This window comes from Winogradskyella sp. J14-2, from assembly GCF_001971725.1.
In the GTDB taxonomy this organism is placed as follows: Bacteria; Bacteroidota; Bacteroidia; order Flavobacteriales; family Flavobacteriaceae; genus Winogradskyella.
This window is the reverse complement of record NZ_CP019388.1, coordinates 1,891,102-1,908,614: the sequence shown is the minus strand read 5'-3', so window position 1 is coordinate 1,908,614 and position 17,513 is coordinate 1,891,102. Positions and strand designations below refer to the sequence as shown.

The following is a 17,513-nucleotide window of genomic DNA, read 5'->3' as shown; positions in this document are numbered from 1 at the left end:
AACAACATACTACGTTGAAACAAAGCCTAATATTAATTGGCCTGCCTTTTTTAACTCTTTAGATAATTCTAATCTCTCCCAAGGGTGCTTAATATTAAACACATGATCGGCTCCTTTTATAATTTCTAGTTGACTATTTGGATTCCATTTATGCAAAGCATGAGCTTCATCTATTTTTACAGAAGTATCATTATCGCCATGAATTATTAAGTGTGGCACTAATAGTTGTTTTTCTGCTTTTTCAATATCTAATCGTTTCTCATTAGCTTTAAAATCTTCGTAAAATTGGTAATAATGCGGCATTTGTTGTTTGGTTCTGCCATTAATCACATATTTTACACCGTGCTCTTCCCATTCTTTTAGATTTCCTATTGTGGCTGTGCGTTTCGCAAAATCGCAAACGCTTGCTAAGGTTATGAGTTTTTTTATTCTTTTGTCTTCTGATGCTTTTATAATAGCAATACCGCCACCTCTGCTATGACCAAGAAGAGTAAGGTTGTTTATATCAACAAATAAGTTGTCTTTAAACGCAGTGGTAACCCAATCTATAACATCATTAAGGTCATCTAATTCAATAGAATAGTTATTATTGCCAAAGGCTTCTAAATCTGGAAAATCTATAGGGTTTTCCATGGTGCCACCATTATGCGAAAAATTAAATTTAACGAAACAAACACCTACCTCTGCAATTGATTTTGCCATAAGATTCCAGGCGCCCCAATCTTTAAAACCTTTATAACCATGACAAAATATAATTACAGGCTGATTTGTAAATTCTTTAGAATAAAATGAGTCTAACAGTATAGGTTTTTTATGTTCTCTTAGTAGTATTTTATTTTTTTCTAGTTGCATTAGTCTAGTTCTTTTTCTGTAAAGTCTACGCTAGGATTACATATCTCTGTTATAAGTTTTTTAAGCTCAATTTCGAAATTACTTAAAGTGTCTTCTGTTATAAGTTGCTCTTTATTTTTAGTATGCGTAGAATCCTTTTTACCAAATTTAAGAAAACCACCATTTAAGTTTTTAAATGAAATGATACCGGCTTCGATTGGTAATTCAATTTTATTTGTTTTATGCATCATATACGCATAACACAGTATTTGGAAAGATTTACTGTACTTATCATAATCTGTTGTGATATTTTCCCAGTCGACGATTTCTACTTTACCTTGGTCTACTTTACCAGATTTATAATCTATAACACGGGTGACACCATTAAATTGGTCTATTCTATCAACCTTACCAGTAAGACGTATTGCGTAAGGAATAGCATCAATATTCAACTCAATTTTTTCGTCAGCTTCAATAGCAAGTATTTTAATGGTATTGCCGTTTTTAAGCTGTTGAATTTCAGAATTTATGAAGTTTGAAATGTAGCGTTGAGCAATTTCAAAAATAATGAGGTTTTTTCCTGATGTAAAATCACCGTCCTTATATAAATCTTTAAAGTGATGCGTTACATAAGATTTTATTTGCAGCTTAAACGCTTTTAGGTTATCAATAGTAAGGAATTTTCCTTCTAGAGGCTTATAGAGGTCTTCTAAGGTATTGTGTATTACAGAACCTAAAGTGTTTGCCGCTATATTCTCCTCTACATCTTCAAATGCTTCAATTCTCAAGATTTTTTCGTAATAGAAGTCCAAAGGGTTTCTAATGTAATTAGTTAATGACGACGGTGAAAAGCCTTTGCTAGAGAGCTCTTTAAGTATTGATAGAACATCATTGGTTTTAGTAATGTGTCTTAACTGTTTTTTGATAATAGGTACAATTGGCGAAGCAATAGTATGATTAATTTTATGAATACCTTCTACCTCCATTTGCGTTATAAATCTACTTTTTTCACCACCTTTAAGCGCATCAATTTCGGTATTGTACAGAATATAAACATTTTTTGCACGCTGTATTAATCTATAAAAATGGTAGGTATAAACAGCATCTTTTTCCTTATACGTTGGCAGTTTGTTTTGCAACTTAACATCCATCGGTATAAAAGAATTATTTGTCTTACCAGATGGCAAAATACCCTCGTTAACAGAGCTTATAATTACAGTTTCAAAGTCTAATACGCGAGATTCTAACATACCCATAATTTGAAGACCTTCTAAAGGCTCCCCTTTAAAATCTAATGTTTCGTTTTGTAGTAAATCATTATAAACTTTGTATAAGCCATTAATAGATGTTAAATGTTGGTAAGTAGTATTCAGTTCTAATAACTGGTTGAACAGCGTATGAAATCTATATAAATATTCTAACTCTATACTTGAAGCATTGAAATTTATCTTAATCAATTGAATTAGTTTTAAACAACGATGCAACGCTATCTCAGACTTGTTTTCCCATGAGTTAAACATTAAATATAAGATATCATGTACATCTTTATGAGCAACCTTTTTGAGGTCGTGTAAAGTGAGATAAACTAAATTGTTTTTTTGAATATAATATGAAATATCATGTAAGTAATTACAGTGCTCTGTTGCAAAAAGACTGTGTAAGGAAGGATGAAACACTATATCTATTAAATCTCTAAAATAAAATGTTGCATTGTTTTTTTTGTGGATGCTAAAGAGCTGATCAAAAAGTGATGCCAAGGGCACAAATTTTAAAGGCAGTCCCATAGTTACATTTACCTTATCGATTTCTTTTGGAATAGAATTAAGAATAGGAATCAATAGACTTTCCTCTCCTAATACAACAGCGGTATCTTTTAGGTGATGATTATCGGTGTTAAGTTTTTTCAATATCTGACCAATATATTTTGCTTGGCCCACTAACTTTGGGACACCGATAACATTAATATTCTTTTTTTTGCTATAATTTGATAAGGCCCACTTAAAAGGTTCCTTCTTAAAGTAATTCCATTTATCAATATGCTGCCTTATAAAAAGGCCTGCATCGTGGATTTTGTCTTTTAAAAAAACCTCATCAATATCCCAATATATATAAGCAGATTCACTTTGTAGCAATCCTTGTATTATGAGAGATTCGCATTTGTTTAAAGCATTAAAACCTAAAAAAACATGTGTTTTATTAGTGTTGTTTTCTATGTAAGATTCAAGGTTCTCAACAGCTTCTCTATAGATTAAACCTTGATAACCCTGTTTGTCGTTAAGGAGACTGTCTGTAAAAACACGGTAGTAATGTTTTAGTTGTTTCCAAAATTTTAAATATGATTTAACTAAGTCGGTTTGTTCTGTTTCTAAAGACCAATGATCTATTTCTTTAATGGCTTGTAAATAATCAAAAATAGAATTTGGGTTACCAAGGTAGCGATCAATTTCATTAAAATCTTGTACTAGTATTTGTGCCCAGCTAGAAAAAACCTCAAAGGGTTCTTGAGTCTTTTTTGGGGTGACTTTGAGATAGGCATTGTATAGTCGGAATAAAACATCAGAATTTGAAAGACTTTTAAGACCTGACATTTCTTCTACAAACTCCTCAATACTTAGAATTTGGGGAGAAAAAATGGGCTCATTAATTATTTTTGAAAGATGATGTTTTAGAAAAACTCCTGCGCGTTTACTAGGAATTATAAAATAGAGTTCTTCTAAATTATTACCCTTATCTCGTAGGTCTAATAGTACAGATTTAATAAAGCTACTCATTATATAAAAATAAAAAACGCTCCGAATTTCGGAGCGTTTTTTAAATATATTTTAGAGACTATATATTTTAGTTTTTCAATTTAACTTCAACACGTCTGTTCTCTGCTCTACCAGCTCTAGTTTTGTTAGTAGCGATAGGGTTATCTTCTCCATAACCTTTTGCAGTTAATCTATCTGCATTAATTCCGTTTGCTATTAAGTAATCTCTAACTGCATTTGCTCTTCTTTCAGAAAGTGCTTGATTCATAGACGCAGAACCAGAGCTATCTGTATGTCCTTCTATGGCAAAGCTAGCTTGAGGATATTGTTTAAAGATTGCTACCATTGCTTGTAATACTTGGTCTGTTTCTTGTTTAAAAGAAGCCTTTCCTACGTTGAATAATATAGATCTTGAATAGCTATTTAATGTTTCCATTACTTCTTCTGTTGGCTTAACTTCTGGACAACCATTGTTTGCAGCTACACCAGCTTCGTTAGGACACTTATCGTCTTTGTCTAAGATACCATCGCCATCAGTATCTGGCCAAGGGCAACCATTATTTGCTGCAGGACCAGCTTCGTTTGGACAGTTATCATCACCATCAGCAACACCATCACCGTCTGCATCAGGGCAACCCATTAAAGATTTAAGACCAGCAACAGAAGGACATTTATCATCCTTATCCATTACACCATCTCCATCGCTATCTGGGCAACCATTAAATTCAGCTAAACCAGCTGTATTTGGACAATCATCTTTAGAGTCTTGGATACCATCATTATCAGAATCTGGACAACCGTTAAAAATTTCTAGACCAGCTTCTTCAGGACAAGCATCGTCTTGGTCGTAAATACCATCACCGTCTGAGTCTGTACCACCAAACTTAAGCACTAAACCAACTGAATGTTGAAAATGTTTTGGTAAATAATCTTCGAAAGCGTGCTTGTACGTAGAATTTACGTCAACACCAATCTTTTCAGAAAACCAGTAACGGAAACCTAAAGAACCGTTTAATGTGCCAGCACCTATATTGTCTACCCAAGTATAACCACCACCAACACCAAGGTATGGATCAATAGATTTTGAGTTGATAAGATTCATAAAGCTGTAAGATACTCTACCATCTAAAGCGTAGTAAGTTAAATCATCAACTCTTGCTATTGTTGACTCACCACCCATTGGGTCGTCAACAGAGCCTACTTTGTCAATTCTATTCAATGATCCTGTAGCAGTGAAAGTAAACCCGTCACTAAGGTATCTAGAAACCGATAGTGTTGATAAAGAAGGGAAAATATTCCAATGATCTGTTACGTTGAAGTACTCGTCAAAATAGTCTCCTTGAGGCGCATTCTCTCCAACAGGATATAAGTCAACGGCGTTAGCACCAATTGTAAATGCCCATGGGTTGTTTTTGTCTTGAGCAAAAGTAGTACTGAAACTCATAAGAAGCACTACAACAAAAAGTAATCTGCTAAGATTTTTCATATTCTAATTAATTTTAATTTTAAGTGTTAATTGTTGGCAAATGTAAGTTGTTAAATATTATTAACAAAGACAAATATATAAAAATATTGTTACAATGCCCTAAAATAAAGAGTTTGTAACGATTTTAAATAATTTCGAGCTTTTCTCCTACAGCGATAAAAGCGTTTATGGCTTTATCTAGTTGTTCTTTAGTATGAGCGGCAGAGAGTTGAACACGAATTCTTGCTTTTTCTTTAGGTACCACAGGATAGAAGAAACCTATAACATAAACGCCCTTTTCTAGTAGCATATTGGCCATGGTCTGAGACAGTTTTGCATCGTAAAGCATAACAGGAACTATTGCAGAGTCTCCATCAATGATATCAAAACCAGCTTCTTTCATGCCTTTTTTGAAATATTTAGTATTCCAATCCACTTTATCTCTCAGCGTTGTATCATTTTTAAGCATGTCAAAAACTTTAATTGAAGCACCAACAATAGCAGGCGCTAAAGAGTTTGAAAACAAATACGGACGCGAGCGCTGACGTAAAATTTCAATGATTTCTTTTTTGGCGGTTGTATAACCTCCCATTGCACCGCCTAAGGCTTTTCCTAGTGTTCCGGTAATAATATCAATTCTGCCTAAGACTCCCTTTTCTTCAAGAGTGCCAATTCCGGTTTCGCCAATAAATCCTGTTGCATGGCACTCATCTATCATTACCATAGCATCGTATTTATCGGCCAGGTCACAAATCTTATCTAACGGAGCTAATAGGCCATCCATAGAAAATACACCATCGGTAACAATAAGCTTAAATCGAGCACCATTTTGATTTGCAGAGATAAGTTGCTTTTCTAGATCTGCCATATCATTATTTTTGTAACGGTATCTTGCGGCTTTGCAAAGTCTAACACCGTCTATGATAGAGGCATGGTTTAAAGCGTCTGAAATTATGGCATCCTCAGCAGTTAGTAGAGGCTCAAAAACTCCACCATTAGCGTCAAAAGCTGCCGCATATAGAATAGTATCTTCAGTGCCATAAAAATCGGCGATTTTTTGCTCCAATTCTTTATGGATATCTTGTGTACCGCAAATAAAACGCACAGACGACATACCGAAGCCATGGGTGTCTAAAGTGTTTTGTGCAGCTTTTACAACTTCAGGATGTGAGGAAAGACCAAGGTAGTTGTTTGCACAAAAGTTAAGAACTTTTTTACCCGTGTTTAATGTAATTTCTGCACCTTGTGGAGAAGTAATAATTCGTTCTTCTTTATAGAGGCCAGCGTCTTTAATAGTTTCAATTTCTTGTTGCAAATGTGCTTTAATATTTCCGTACATATTTTTTGTTTTGTTGTTTAGCAAAGATACTATCTTGAAATTAGACTTCAATGACTTCAACACGTTCATTTATGTAAACAAGAATTTTATTTGTTACAACATAGCCCATTGTGTTTAGAATAGAAGTGTAGGAGTTAAGTTGAGTGCTATGAGATATTTTTTGCTCACCTGTTTTGTAATCAATGATTGTAACTTCATTTTTTTGATTGATATTAAGTCGGTCAGGTCGCAGTAGCTGACTTGTTGGTGTTACGATATCTCTTTCGTTATAAACTCTATGGATGTTATTAAAGTATAATTTGATTTTTGGATGTTCTGTAACCTCTAGTATAATTGTTCTAAGCGCTTCTTTATCTGATGTTGAAATGTCTCCAGAGGCTATCAAATCGTCTATAGCAAAATCAATATCTTCTTTTGTAACAATTTTAGATAGTAAAAGATGAACCAAATTGCCTCGTTCTATAGCTTTTCCTTGTTTGGTATCCCAGAGTTGACTAGCTTTTGTAATTATTCTTAAGTTATGATCTTCTTTAGAAACGGAGATAAGGTTGATTGTATTAGAATTGGTGTGTACTTCTGTTTTTTGGTTTATGCTTTTTGAATTGCCAAAACTATACGTAAGTGTATGGTCTAACCATAACTCCTTTTTTTGTAAATAGGAGATAAACATACCAGCATATGTTTTGTCATTGACTACGCCTTTAGAGTTTATATCTCTTTTGGCAATAATAAATAATTGCTCTACAGCTCTTGTTAATGTTACGTAGAGAAGATTAATATTGTCTAACTCTAATTGAGACCTTTTAAGTTTGTAAAGGTGGTTGCCAACTTCACCAAAGTGTTCAACATCACTATTGTAATTAAGTAACAATGTGTCGAATCCTTGATACTTGTTTTTTTTAACCGGGAACCAAACTTTAGGGTCTATTTCTTTGTAGATATTGAGGTCTGCAAAGGGAAAAATAACTATAGGAAACTCTAAACCTTTAGACTTGTGAATGGTCATTATCTGCACCGCATTATTATTTTGGGGAGAAATAACGCTGAGACTGTCTTTTCTCCTTTCAAAATAATCAATAAACGATGATAAATCCGCGTTTTGTTGCTGAGTAAACTCTAAAACAATATCTAAGTAAAATTGAATAAACGCATCGGATGTATTATGGAGTTTAAAAGCTCTAATTAATTCTTCAACAAGCTCATATAAAGGCAATTGTAAAAGTGTTTTTTTATTTAAAAAGATGTTTAGGTTCTCAAGACTTTTGAGCATTTTATCAAAACCAAGAGTTAAATATAAATGGTAAAAAGCATGTATATCTTCTACATTGTTTTGGCTTGCAATGAAGGTTAGAACTTCAATTTTTAAGTTATCATTATCTGTTTGAAGCAGTAGTTTTAAGAATGAATTAATAAACTGAACCTTATCGGAGTTTTTTAATAACAGAGTTTCAGAAGATGTTATTTTAATTCCTTTTTCACTAAGAAATTTTGCAATCTCAACACCTTCTTTTCGTTTTCTTACTATGATACAAATATCATCTGGATTAAAACCATTTTTAAGACATTGCTTAATGGTTTTAAAAACACTGTTGGTATATAATTCAGTAGGGTTATCGTCTTTAGAAATATCTAGAAACTCAATACTTACAAACCCTTCGGTCTCTAAAGAGGGTTTTTGTTTAGAATTTAAATATAACTCAGCGTATCTACTATCGTTAAAGTAATGTTCACCTAAAAACTCAAAAAAACTATTATTAAAATTTATAATTTCTTTAGCACTTCTGTAATTGGTATCTAAGTTTAGCACTTCTGCTTCAATCTGAAATGGATTGGTCAATTTATTGTAGAGGTTAATAAACTGTTCTGGCTCACCACCTCGCCATCTGTAAATGGCTTGTTTGGCATCTCCAACAAGCATAGTTGAGCCTATTGAGGTTGAAAGTGCGCTATCTAGCAATGGCACCAGATTTTCCCATTGCATTTTTGAGGTATCTTGAAACTCATCAATAAAATAGTGCTTAAACTTTTCACCTAAACGTTCGTAAATAAATGGTGTTGGTTGGCCTTTAATTTCGTTGCTTATAATCTTATTAAATTCTGAGATAAGCATTTTATTTTGCTCCTCTTTTAAAAGATTTAACTCTTTTTGAATAACGGTTAATACGGAAAGCGGTGTAATATTTTTATAAAACCCTTGTTTAAGTTTAAGCTCAAAAATTAAAGCTTTAGTTTTTAAAAATACCTCGGATAAGTTTGGTTGAATACTCTCTATGGTGCTAGCTATGGTATCGGTAACACGTTTTGGGTAAAGCGTACCGCTTGCAACTAAATCGTTTTGCCATAATGAATTAAAGGAAACATCATAATTGCCCTGCGATAAGTTGTAAAAGTGATTGGGCAGCGATTTTCTATTAAAATCATCAAACTGTAAGCCGCTTTCTTCAATCAGAGTTAATGCTTCACCTGCAAATGCAATAATGTCTTTTTCAATTTCTGCAATGTCTTTTACTAAGATAGTTTTTAGAACTTTAAAGTCTTCAATGGTTTTGTGCTTAAAGGTCTCAACTGCTGCAATATCATTTTCGTTTACTAAGAGCTTTGCTATGTTATTAAAGTCGTAACTAATATCCCAACTTTTATCGTTATCTGCTTTTTCAATAGCAAAATCAACTAATGTTTGGGTTAATATTTCGCTGTCTCCTGCTCTAGAAATTAAATTATCCACGGCCTCGTTGAGAAGCCTTTCTTGGTCTAATTCTACTTCGAAATTAACAGGGAGTTTTAAATCGTGGGCAAAAGTTCTTATAACTCTATGTGTAAAACCATCAATCGTTGAAATATCAAAACCTCCATAATTGTGCATTATAGATTTTAATATATTTTTAGATCTTATTTTAAGAAACTCTGCGGTAATTGATAGTTCTTCGCAGATAGCCCTAAACATTGGGTGAGGCTTAATTAAATGCTCATCTTGAGAGAATAACTTAAGCATTGCAATAATGCGCTCTTTCATTTCACCAACAGCCTTGTTGGTAAATGTTATAGCTAGAATAGACTTAAACTGTTCGTTGTTTTTTGAATTAACAAGAATTTTAATATAGGTCTTTGCTAGGGTAAAGGTTTTACCGCTGCCTGCTGATGCGTTGTATATTTTAAAGTTTGAGTTATGCAAAAGATAAATTTTATACCAAAATAGGGAATCTTAATAATTTATTTAGAACTTCTTGTTTTCAAAATTGTAAATTTGGTAAAATTGAAATACTAACACTAAAAAACATACACACTATGGCTTTTGAATTACCAAAATTAAAATATGCATATGATGCACTAGAACCACATATTGATGCACGTACAATGGAAATCCATCATACTAAACATCACAATGGTTACACAACAAAGTTAAATGCTGCCATTGAAGGTACTGATCTAGAAGGAAAATCTATTGAAGATATCTTGACTAATCTAGATATGGATAACAGTGGTGTAAGAAATAATGGCGGTGGTTTTTATAACCACTCTTTATTTTGGGATGTAATGAATCCTGAAGATAGAGGTTATTTATCTGGAGAATTAAAAGATGCTATTGAAGCAGAATTTGGTTCTAAAGATGCCTTTATTGAAGCTTTTTCAAAAGCTGCAGCTACACAATTTGGTTCAGGTTGGGCTTGGTTGTGCGTACACAAAGGCGGTAAGGTTGAGGTTTGCTCTACTCCAAATCAAGACAATCCACTAATGCCAGGCGTTAGTTGCGGTGGCACACCAATTTTAGGATTAGATGTTTGGGAGCATGCCTACTACTTAAACTATCAAAACAGAAGACCAGATTATATCGACGCTTTTTTTAAGGTCATTAACTGGAATGAAGTTGAGCGTCGCTACGCTGAGGCTAAATAAGAAATAGTTAAATATATTGTTTGAGCCAGACAAACCAGTCTGGCTTTTTTATGATTTAAGTTTTGAAATTAAAAGTCATGTAACAGTTATAAATGAAAAAAGGTGAACAGAGAGTTCACCTTTTTTGCCCCAAATCTACCATAAACTTAACCTACTTATGTTATGGTGAGTCAAATATAAGTTTACAATAATTTAATATTTAAATTTTTCGGACAAACGACCTATATATTAGTCTAAGCGTGGATACTCTGTGTTTAAAGTAAAATTAAGTTTAAAAGTAACACTTTGTTTATGCTAAATAAGCTAAAGTATTACTTTAATAAAAATCCATAAAAAAAGGTGAACAGTGTTCACCTTTTTTTGCCCCAAATCTACCATGAACTTAACCTACTTATGTTATGGTGAAGCCAATGTAATTTTAATTTGTTAAAATAGCGGTAAATATTAGACAAAAAGCAATTTTCATCGATTAAATACATATTTTTTCGGATTAAAAGCTAAATTTACGTGATTATTAGTAAGCACGCTCATTATTGCCTTCATAGAAATTTATAAAAGCTCTGTTAACTACTCTGTTGCCACCATCAGTTGGATAATTACCGGTAAAATACCAATCACCTAAATTTTTTGGGCATGCTTTATGGAGGTTTTCAACAGGTTGAAAGATGATTTTAACTTCTGCGTTAACAGAATCATCACTCAACAGCTCAGAAATTTTGTCTGATATTTGTTCGTCTGTAAAACCATCATAAATCTCTTTAACATAGTTAACAACATTTTTATCTTTAAGATCCACTTGCTTTAAGCACTTTTCATAGACTTCTTCAACAATGTGATATTGATTATTATCCTTTAATAATTCTAGCGCAGCTCTAAATGCTACCAAGCTTTCTAGATTGGCCATGTCTATACCATAACAATCAGGATATCGAATTTGCGGTGCGGATGACACAACAATTATTTTCTTTGGTCGTAGCCTATCCATCATTTTTATAATACTTTTCTTTAATGTTGTGCCTCTTACAATGCTATCGTCTATAATAACGAGATTATCAGATGGTTTTATTACACCATAAGTTACGTCGTAAACATGGGCTACTAAATCATCTCTGCTGCTATCTTCTGTTATAAACGTTCTGAGCTTAACATCCTTAATCGCAATTTTTTCAATTCGTGGTCTTTCTGATAAAATCTCTTCAACCTTTTGAGCAGATAATTCTCTCTGCCCTTTAAGTATGGCTTCTGTTTTTTTATGATTTAGGTGTTCTTCAACCGTGTCAATCATTCCAAAAAAGGACGTTTCTGCAGTATTGGGTATAAACGAAAAAACAGTGTTTTTTGTGTCATTATCAATAGCTTCAAGAACTTTTGGCATTAAGAGTCTTCCTAGTTCTTTTCGTTCTTCATAAATTTCTGCATCGCTTCCTCTCGAAAAATAAATACGCTCAAAGGAACATGCCTTACGCTCTAGAGGTTCTAATATTTTCTTAATTCTAATGTCACCAGATTTTTTAGTGATAATGGCATGTCCTGGATCTAACTCTTTAACATCATCAAAAGCAACGTTAAATACAGTTTGTATTACAGGCCTTTCTGAAGCTACAACAACTACTTCGTCATCTTTATAATAATAAGCAGGCCTTATACCCGCAGGATCTCTAAGCACAAAAGAATCACCGTGGCCTAATAAACCTGCCATAGCATAACCACCATCCCAATTTTTAGCAGCACGTTTTAAAATTTTACTAAGTTTTAAACGCTCTGCAATAAGTGGTGAACATTCAATTTTAGAATAGCCTTCTTTTTTTAGGTCTTTGTAGATTTTGCTAACTGCATCGTCTAAGAAATGACCTATTTTTTCCATAACAGTTATGGTGTCTGCCTTTTCTTTTGGGTGCTGACCAATATCTACTAGATTGTTAAAGAGTTCATTAACATTGGTCATGTTAAAATTACCTGCAACAATAAGGTTTCTGTGCATCCAATTATTTTGTCTTAAAAACGGATGAACACTTTCTACACTATTTTTTCCAAAGGTACCATAGCGTACATGTCCAAGCAGTACTTCACCTATGTAAGGAATGTTCTTTTTTTGTAAGTCAACGTTATCTTTATATTCAGGGTGCTCAGCCATTTCTTTGTTAACACGATCGTTAATTTGAGAAAAAATGTCCTGAATAGGCTGCTGAGCTATAGATCGTACCCTGCTTATGTAACGCTCTCCTGGCTTGGTATCTAATTTAATACTTGCAAATCCAGCACCATCTTGTCCACGATTGTGCTGTTTCTCCATCATTAAGTACATTTTATTTACGCCATAAAATGCACTACCATATTTTTCTTTGTAATATTCTAATGGTTTTAAAAGCCTAATGAGTGCAATACCGCACTCGTGTTTTAAAGCATCACTCATATTGTGTAATAAAAAAACGCGCTAAACATTAAGCGCGTTGGTTTTTTTAAGTTAATTCTATATCAAATTGTGTTAGACTTTTAAATTGGTCTAAACGTTTATGCACTTCTTCAGTTTTTAAATTTTCCATTCGCTTTGTGCCAAATTTTTCAACACAAAACGAAGCCAAGGTAGAGCCGTAAATTACGGCTGTTTTTAAATTTTCAAAAGAGTAATCTTCAGTTTTCGCCAAATAACCTGCAAAACCGCCAGCAAAGGTATCACCAGCACCTGTTGGGTCAAACACTTCTTCTAATGGTAATGCTGGCGCATAGAATACGCTGTCATCATCAAATAATAAGGCTCCATGTTCACCTTTCTTAATAACTACATACCTTGGTCCCATTTCATGAATTTTTCTTGCGGCAACTACCAATGAATACTCACCTGTTAGCTGTCTGGCCTCTTCGTCATTAATGGTAATGACATCAACGTGCTTGATAGTGTTGTGTAAATCTTCTAGCGCACAGTCCATCCAAAAGTTCATGGTGTCTAAAATTACCATTTTAGGCTTGGTTGTCATTTGGTTTAACACACTCATTTGGGTTAATGGGTGTAAATTCCCTAGCATAACCACTTCGGCATCTTTGTAACTTTCAGGAACTTTTGGTTCAAAATCAGCAAGTACATTTAGCTCAGTAACTAAAGTGTCCCTTGAGTTCATGTCATTATGGTATCTGCCACTCCAAAAGAACGTTTTACCATCTTTTACAATTTCTATACCAGATACATCAATATTCTTATTAGCCAAGAGGTCTAAATAGTCTTGAGGAAAATCTCCACCAACTACTGAAACAACAGCAGAATCTACATTAAAATTTGAAGCAGCTAGACCGATAAATGTACCAGCTCCACCAAGGATTTTATCGGTTTTACCAAAAGGTGTTTCAATAGCATCAAAAGCTACGGTTCCGACAATTACTAATTTACCCATTAAAGTAAGTTTGAATTACCGTGCAAAAGTACATAAAATATATTGCTGGTGAAACATACAATGTAACATCTAAATTTAATTATTTCCGACCAAAATCAGCAGGAATTTCTCCCCAAGCTTTGGTTTCCCATTTTACTATGGTTGTTGAATAGTCATTTGTTTTTAGCCACTTTACAGCTCTGTCTACCAAATCAAAAACAGGTTTGTTTTTGGCGTTACGCTCTAACTTAGAGTTACACATTTTTTTTCGTACCCAACTCATGGCGGTTTTAGAGTCTGTGTAAATAATACGGTCGCTATTATGTTGTTTTAAAAATGCCAATCCGTGAACAATGGCTAAAAATTCGCCAATGTTATTAGTGCCTTCTTCAAAAGGACCTTGTATAAAGAGTTGTTTTTTTGTTTTGGTATCTACACCACGATATTCCATTTTACCAGGATTGCCAGAAGACGCAGCATCAACAGAAATGGAATTATAGTTGGGTTGCCCTATTTTTTTAAGTTGTTCATCAGAAAGTTCGCTTTTAAAACTTTTGGATTTCCCAATGTAGTCTTTTGGTCCATCTTTAAAAGCTTTTTTTGCAGCTTCAAAAGTGGCGAATGATTTATACTGAGCCCCTTTAAAATCTTTGATTTGAGCTTTGCAAGCATCCCAAGAGTCAAAAATACCAGTTTTATGACCTTTCCAAACCGTGTAATATTTCTTTTTTTTGGACATTTATATTTTAAATGGTGGCTGAGGTTCTGGAAGCCACCAAAGAATTTCATTTAGTTGTCACTTCGAGAGCCTAAGTGCCCAGTAATTTCTCAACCACCTTCGGAAAATGCTCCATCTCTAATTCATGGATTTTAGCAGCAACATCTTCTGCTGTATCTGATGCTTTTATATCACATTTAGCCTGAAAAATAATAGCTCCTTCATCATAATTTTCATTTACATAATGAATGGTTATACCAGTTTTAGTTTCTTTATTTTCCACAACAGTATTGTGTACATGCATACCATACATGCCTTTTCCTCCATATTTAGGCAGCAAAGCAGGATGAATATTTATAACTTTATTTTCAAATTCTTTGAGAATAAATTCAGGGAATTTCCAAAGGAAACCAGCTAGCACAATTAAATCTGGTTGTGATGATTTTAAAATATTTAGAACATCTTCAGACTTGCTGAAAGCTATTCTGTTGAATGATAAAGCACTAACATTTAGTCTTTTACATCGATCTAGTACTTTGGCATGAGGATTGTTAGTCAGTACCTGAATAACAGATGCATTATCGCTGTTTTGAAAAAACTTAATTAAATTTTCAGCATTAGATCCGCTTCCGGACGCAAAAATTACAATACGTTTCATAAATTGGCTATCAATGGGCTATTATTCAGAACAAAAAAAAGAATAATAATTAACAATTAGGCGCAAAACCGAAATACTTATACAGATTTTTGGCATTAAGATGCACATTTTATCGGTAAAGATGATTTTTAAAATAAAGTTTTTTATTTTTGCGGTCTAATTAAAACTTAAAATTAAAAGATTATGTCAGACATTGCATCAAGAGTAAAAGCGATTATCGTAGACAAATTAGGTGTTGATGAAAACGAAGTTGTAACTGAAGCAAGCTTCACTAACGACTTAGGTGCAGATTCATTAGATACTGTAGAATTAATCATGGAATTTGAAAAAGAATTTGATATTCAAATCCCAGACGATCAAGCTGAAAACATTGCAACAGTTGGTCAAGCTATCTCTTATATAGAAGAAGCAAAATAAGACTTTATTTTTATGGAATTAAAGCGAGTAGTAGTTACTGGTCTAGGTGCACTTACACCTATTGGCAATACCAAAGATGAATATTGGAATGGTCTTGTTAATGGAAAAAGTGGTGCTGCCCCAATCACGCATTTTGATGCTGAGAAGTTCAAAACGCAATTCGCTTGTGAAGTAAAAAACTTTGAAGTTACTGACTTTATTGATAGAAAGTTAGCGCGTCAAATGGATAAATTTTCGCAATATGCCATGGTAGCTTCAGATGAAGCAATTGCAGATTCGAAATTAGATTTGGACGCGATAAATAAATACAGAGTAGGAGTAATTTGGGGTGCTGGTATAGGTGGCTTAGAAACATTTCAAGAAGAAGTGCTTAACTATGCTGCTGGTGACGGTACACCTCGATTTAGTCCTCGTTTCATTCCAAAAATGATTGCAGACATAGCGCCAGGAAACATATCTATTAAATATGGTTTTATGGGTCCTAACTATACAACGGTATCTGCTTGTGCCTCTTCTGCCAATTCAATGATTGATGCTCTTAACACTATACGTTTGGGTCATTGTGATGTTGTAATTACAGGTGGTAGTGAAGCAGCAGTAACTATTGCTGGTATGGGAGGATTTAACGCTATGCATGCTATGAGTACTAGAAATGATAGTCCTGAAACAGCCTCAAGACCTTTCGATGCAAATCGAGATGGTTTTGTATTAGGTGAAGGAGCAGGTTCTATTGTTTTAGAAGAGTACGAGCATGCAAAAGCAAGAGGAGCTAAAATCTACGCAGAAGTTGTAGGTGGAGGTTTATCTTCTGATGCGTATCATATGACAGCGCCACATCCTGAAGGAATTGGTGTTGTTGCGGTAATGAAAAACTGTTTAGAAAATGCAGGTTTAAAACCCGAAGATGTAGATCATATTAATACACACGGAACATCCACACCATTAGGAGATGTTGCCGAATTAAAAGCTATATCAGAAGTGTTTGGAGACCATGCTAAGAACATTAATATTAATTCTACTAAGTCTATGACGGGTCATTTGTTGGGTGCTGCTGGTGCAATAGAAGCTATTGCCTCTATATTAGCACTAGAAAATGGTATTATACCTCCAACAATTAACCATGAAACAGTAGATGAAAACATAGATCCAGAATTAAATTTAACGCTCAATAAAGCTCAGAAACGAGATATTAAAATAGCAATGAGTAATACATTTGGATTTGGCGGTCATAACGCTTGTGTATTATTTAAAAAATTAGACTAAATCCCGAATGAGTTTCATTCGTAACATATTAAAAAATTCCCGTTCATTCGATGACGGGAATTTTTTTTTAAAACTCAAAGATATTCTTGGTTTTAAGCCAAAATCCCAAAATTTATACATTAAGGCCTTCACACATCGTTCGATGAATATTAAGGATAATAAAGGCAATCCTATTAATTACGAACGTCTAGAATTTGTTGGTGATGCCATGATAAGTTCGGTTATTGCAGCATATCTTTATGATCAGGTTCCACATGGAGATGAAGGTTACCTTACCAAAATGCGCTCTAAAGTAGTAAGTAGAGAGCATCTTAATGAATTAGGTAAAGAGTTAAATCTTATTGATTTAGTGCAGAGCAGGATACCAAAATCTAATTTTGGTAATAACATTCATGGTAATCTCTTTGAAGCATTGGTAGGAGCCATTTATCTGGATAGAGGTTATAAAGCTTGCGAAAAATTTTTATATCACCGGGTTATTAATCCACATGTAGATATAGAAACTTTAGAGGGTAAAGTTATTAGCTACAAAAGCTTGCTAATAGAATGGTGTCAGAAAGAGAAAAACACTTTTGATTATGAGGTCTATGAAGATACAGGCAATGATGAATTAAAACACTTCTCTGTAAAGCTTAGTATCAACGATAAAGTCGTATCTAAGGCTAGGGCAACATCAAAGAAAAAAGCAGAAGAAAAGGCTTCTAAACGTGCTTTCTTTGCATTCCAAAAACAGATTACAAAACTTATATAACCCATTATATGCAATGATGAATAAGTAAAGCTAAATCTACATCGTTTTCGTAGATTTTAAGG

The 17,513-nt window shown here is 33.7% G+C and carries 13 protein-coding genes; 4 read left to right on the top strand and 9 right to left on the bottom strand.

Translation table 11 applies throughout. The features are described 5' to 3' along the window. Positions 1 to 9: 9 nt before the first annotated feature. The 5 genes from BWZ20_RS08690 to BWZ20_RS08670 form a co-directional block, all read right to left on the bottom strand. A complete protein-coding gene (locus BWZ20_RS08690; RefSeq protein WP_076619097.1) occupies positions 10 to 852 on the bottom strand; it encodes an alpha/beta hydrolase family protein in 843 nt (280 codons plus the stop codon). Beyond that, positions 852 to 3,602 (bottom strand): PD-(D/E)XK nuclease family protein, encoded by a 2,751-nt coding sequence (locus BWZ20_RS08685; protein WP_076619090.1) that lies wholly within the window; start codon positions 3,600 to 3,602, stop codon positions 852 to 854. The genes BWZ20_RS08690 and BWZ20_RS08685 overlap by 1 nt, the downstream gene beginning before the upstream one ends. A 67-nt stretch (positions 3,603 to 3,669) precedes the next feature. Further along, a complete protein-coding gene (locus BWZ20_RS08680) occupies positions 3,670 to 5,067 on the bottom strand; it encodes an OmpA family protein (protein ID WP_076619088.1) in 1,398 nt (465 codons plus the stop codon). Positions 5,068 to 5,191: 124 nt separating this feature from the next. Further along, a complete protein-coding gene (gene kbl / locus BWZ20_RS08675; protein ID WP_076619086.1) occupies positions 5,192 to 6,385 on the bottom strand; it encodes a glycine C-acetyltransferase in 1,194 nt (397 codons plus the stop codon). Between the two features lie 40 nt (positions 6,386 to 6,425). After that, entirely contained in the window at positions 6,426 to 9,557 is a 3,132-nt protein-coding gene (locus BWZ20_RS08670) for a UvrD-helicase domain-containing protein (protein WP_076619085.1), read from the bottom strand. Positions 9,558 to 9,670: 113 nt separating this feature from the next. Between BWZ20_RS08670 and BWZ20_RS08665 the strand changes: the two genes are divergently transcribed. Then, entirely contained in the window at positions 9,671 to 10,279 is a 609-nt protein-coding gene (locus tag BWZ20_RS08665; protein ID WP_076621310.1) for a superoxide dismutase, read from the top strand. Between the two features lie 514 nt (positions 10,280 to 10,793). On the opposite strand, the gene BWZ20_RS08660 is transcribed toward BWZ20_RS08665, so the two are convergent. The 4 genes from BWZ20_RS08660 to purN form a co-directional block, all read right to left on the bottom strand. After that, positions 10,794 to 12,692 (bottom strand): amidophosphoribosyltransferase, encoded by a 1,899-nt coding sequence (locus BWZ20_RS08660; RefSeq protein WP_076619083.1) that lies wholly within the window; start codon positions 12,690 to 12,692, stop codon positions 10,794 to 10,796. 46 nt (positions 12,693 to 12,738) lie between these two features. After that, positions 12,739 to 13,665 carry a PfkB family carbohydrate kinase gene (locus BWZ20_RS08655; protein WP_076619081.1) on the bottom strand — a complete coding sequence of 309 codons (927 nt, stop codon included), beginning with the start codon at positions 13,663 to 13,665 and terminating at the stop codon, positions 12,739 to 12,741. A 79-nt stretch (positions 13,666 to 13,744) separates the two neighbouring features. Further along, positions 13,745 to 14,383 carry a viroplasmin family protein gene (locus BWZ20_RS08650; protein ID WP_076619078.1) on the bottom strand — a complete coding sequence of 213 codons (639 nt, stop codon included), beginning with the start codon at positions 14,381 to 14,383 and terminating at the stop codon, positions 13,745 to 13,747. Positions 14,384 to 14,453: 70 nt separating this feature from the next. Further along, positions 14,454 to 15,020 (bottom strand): phosphoribosylglycinamide formyltransferase, encoded by a 567-nt coding sequence (purN, locus tag BWZ20_RS08645; RefSeq protein WP_076619076.1) that lies wholly within the window; start codon positions 15,018 to 15,020, stop codon positions 14,454 to 14,456. A gap of 183 nt (positions 15,021 to 15,203) precedes the next feature. On the opposite strand from purN, the gene BWZ20_RS08640 reads away from it, so the two are divergent. The 3 genes from BWZ20_RS08640 to rnc are packed head-to-tail and all read left to right on the top strand — an operon-like array spanning position 15,204 to position 17,451. After that, positions 15,204 to 15,437, top strand: a complete 234-nt coding sequence (locus BWZ20_RS08640; protein ID WP_008269813.1) for an acyl carrier protein — start codon at positions 15,204 to 15,206, stop codon at positions 15,435 to 15,437. 12 nt (positions 15,438 to 15,449) lie between these two features. Then, on the top strand, positions 15,450 to 16,700 hold the full coding sequence (gene fabF / locus BWZ20_RS08635) for a beta-ketoacyl-ACP synthase II (RefSeq protein ID WP_076619074.1): 1,251 nt from the start codon (positions 15,450 to 15,452) through the stop codon (positions 16,698 to 16,700). A 7-nt stretch (positions 16,701 to 16,707) separates the two neighbouring features. After that, positions 16,708 to 17,451 (top strand): ribonuclease III, encoded by a 744-nt coding sequence (gene rnc, locus BWZ20_RS08630; protein WP_076619073.1) that lies wholly within the window; start codon positions 16,708 to 16,710, stop codon positions 17,449 to 17,451. Positions 17,452 to 17,513: the final 62 nt, after the last annotated feature.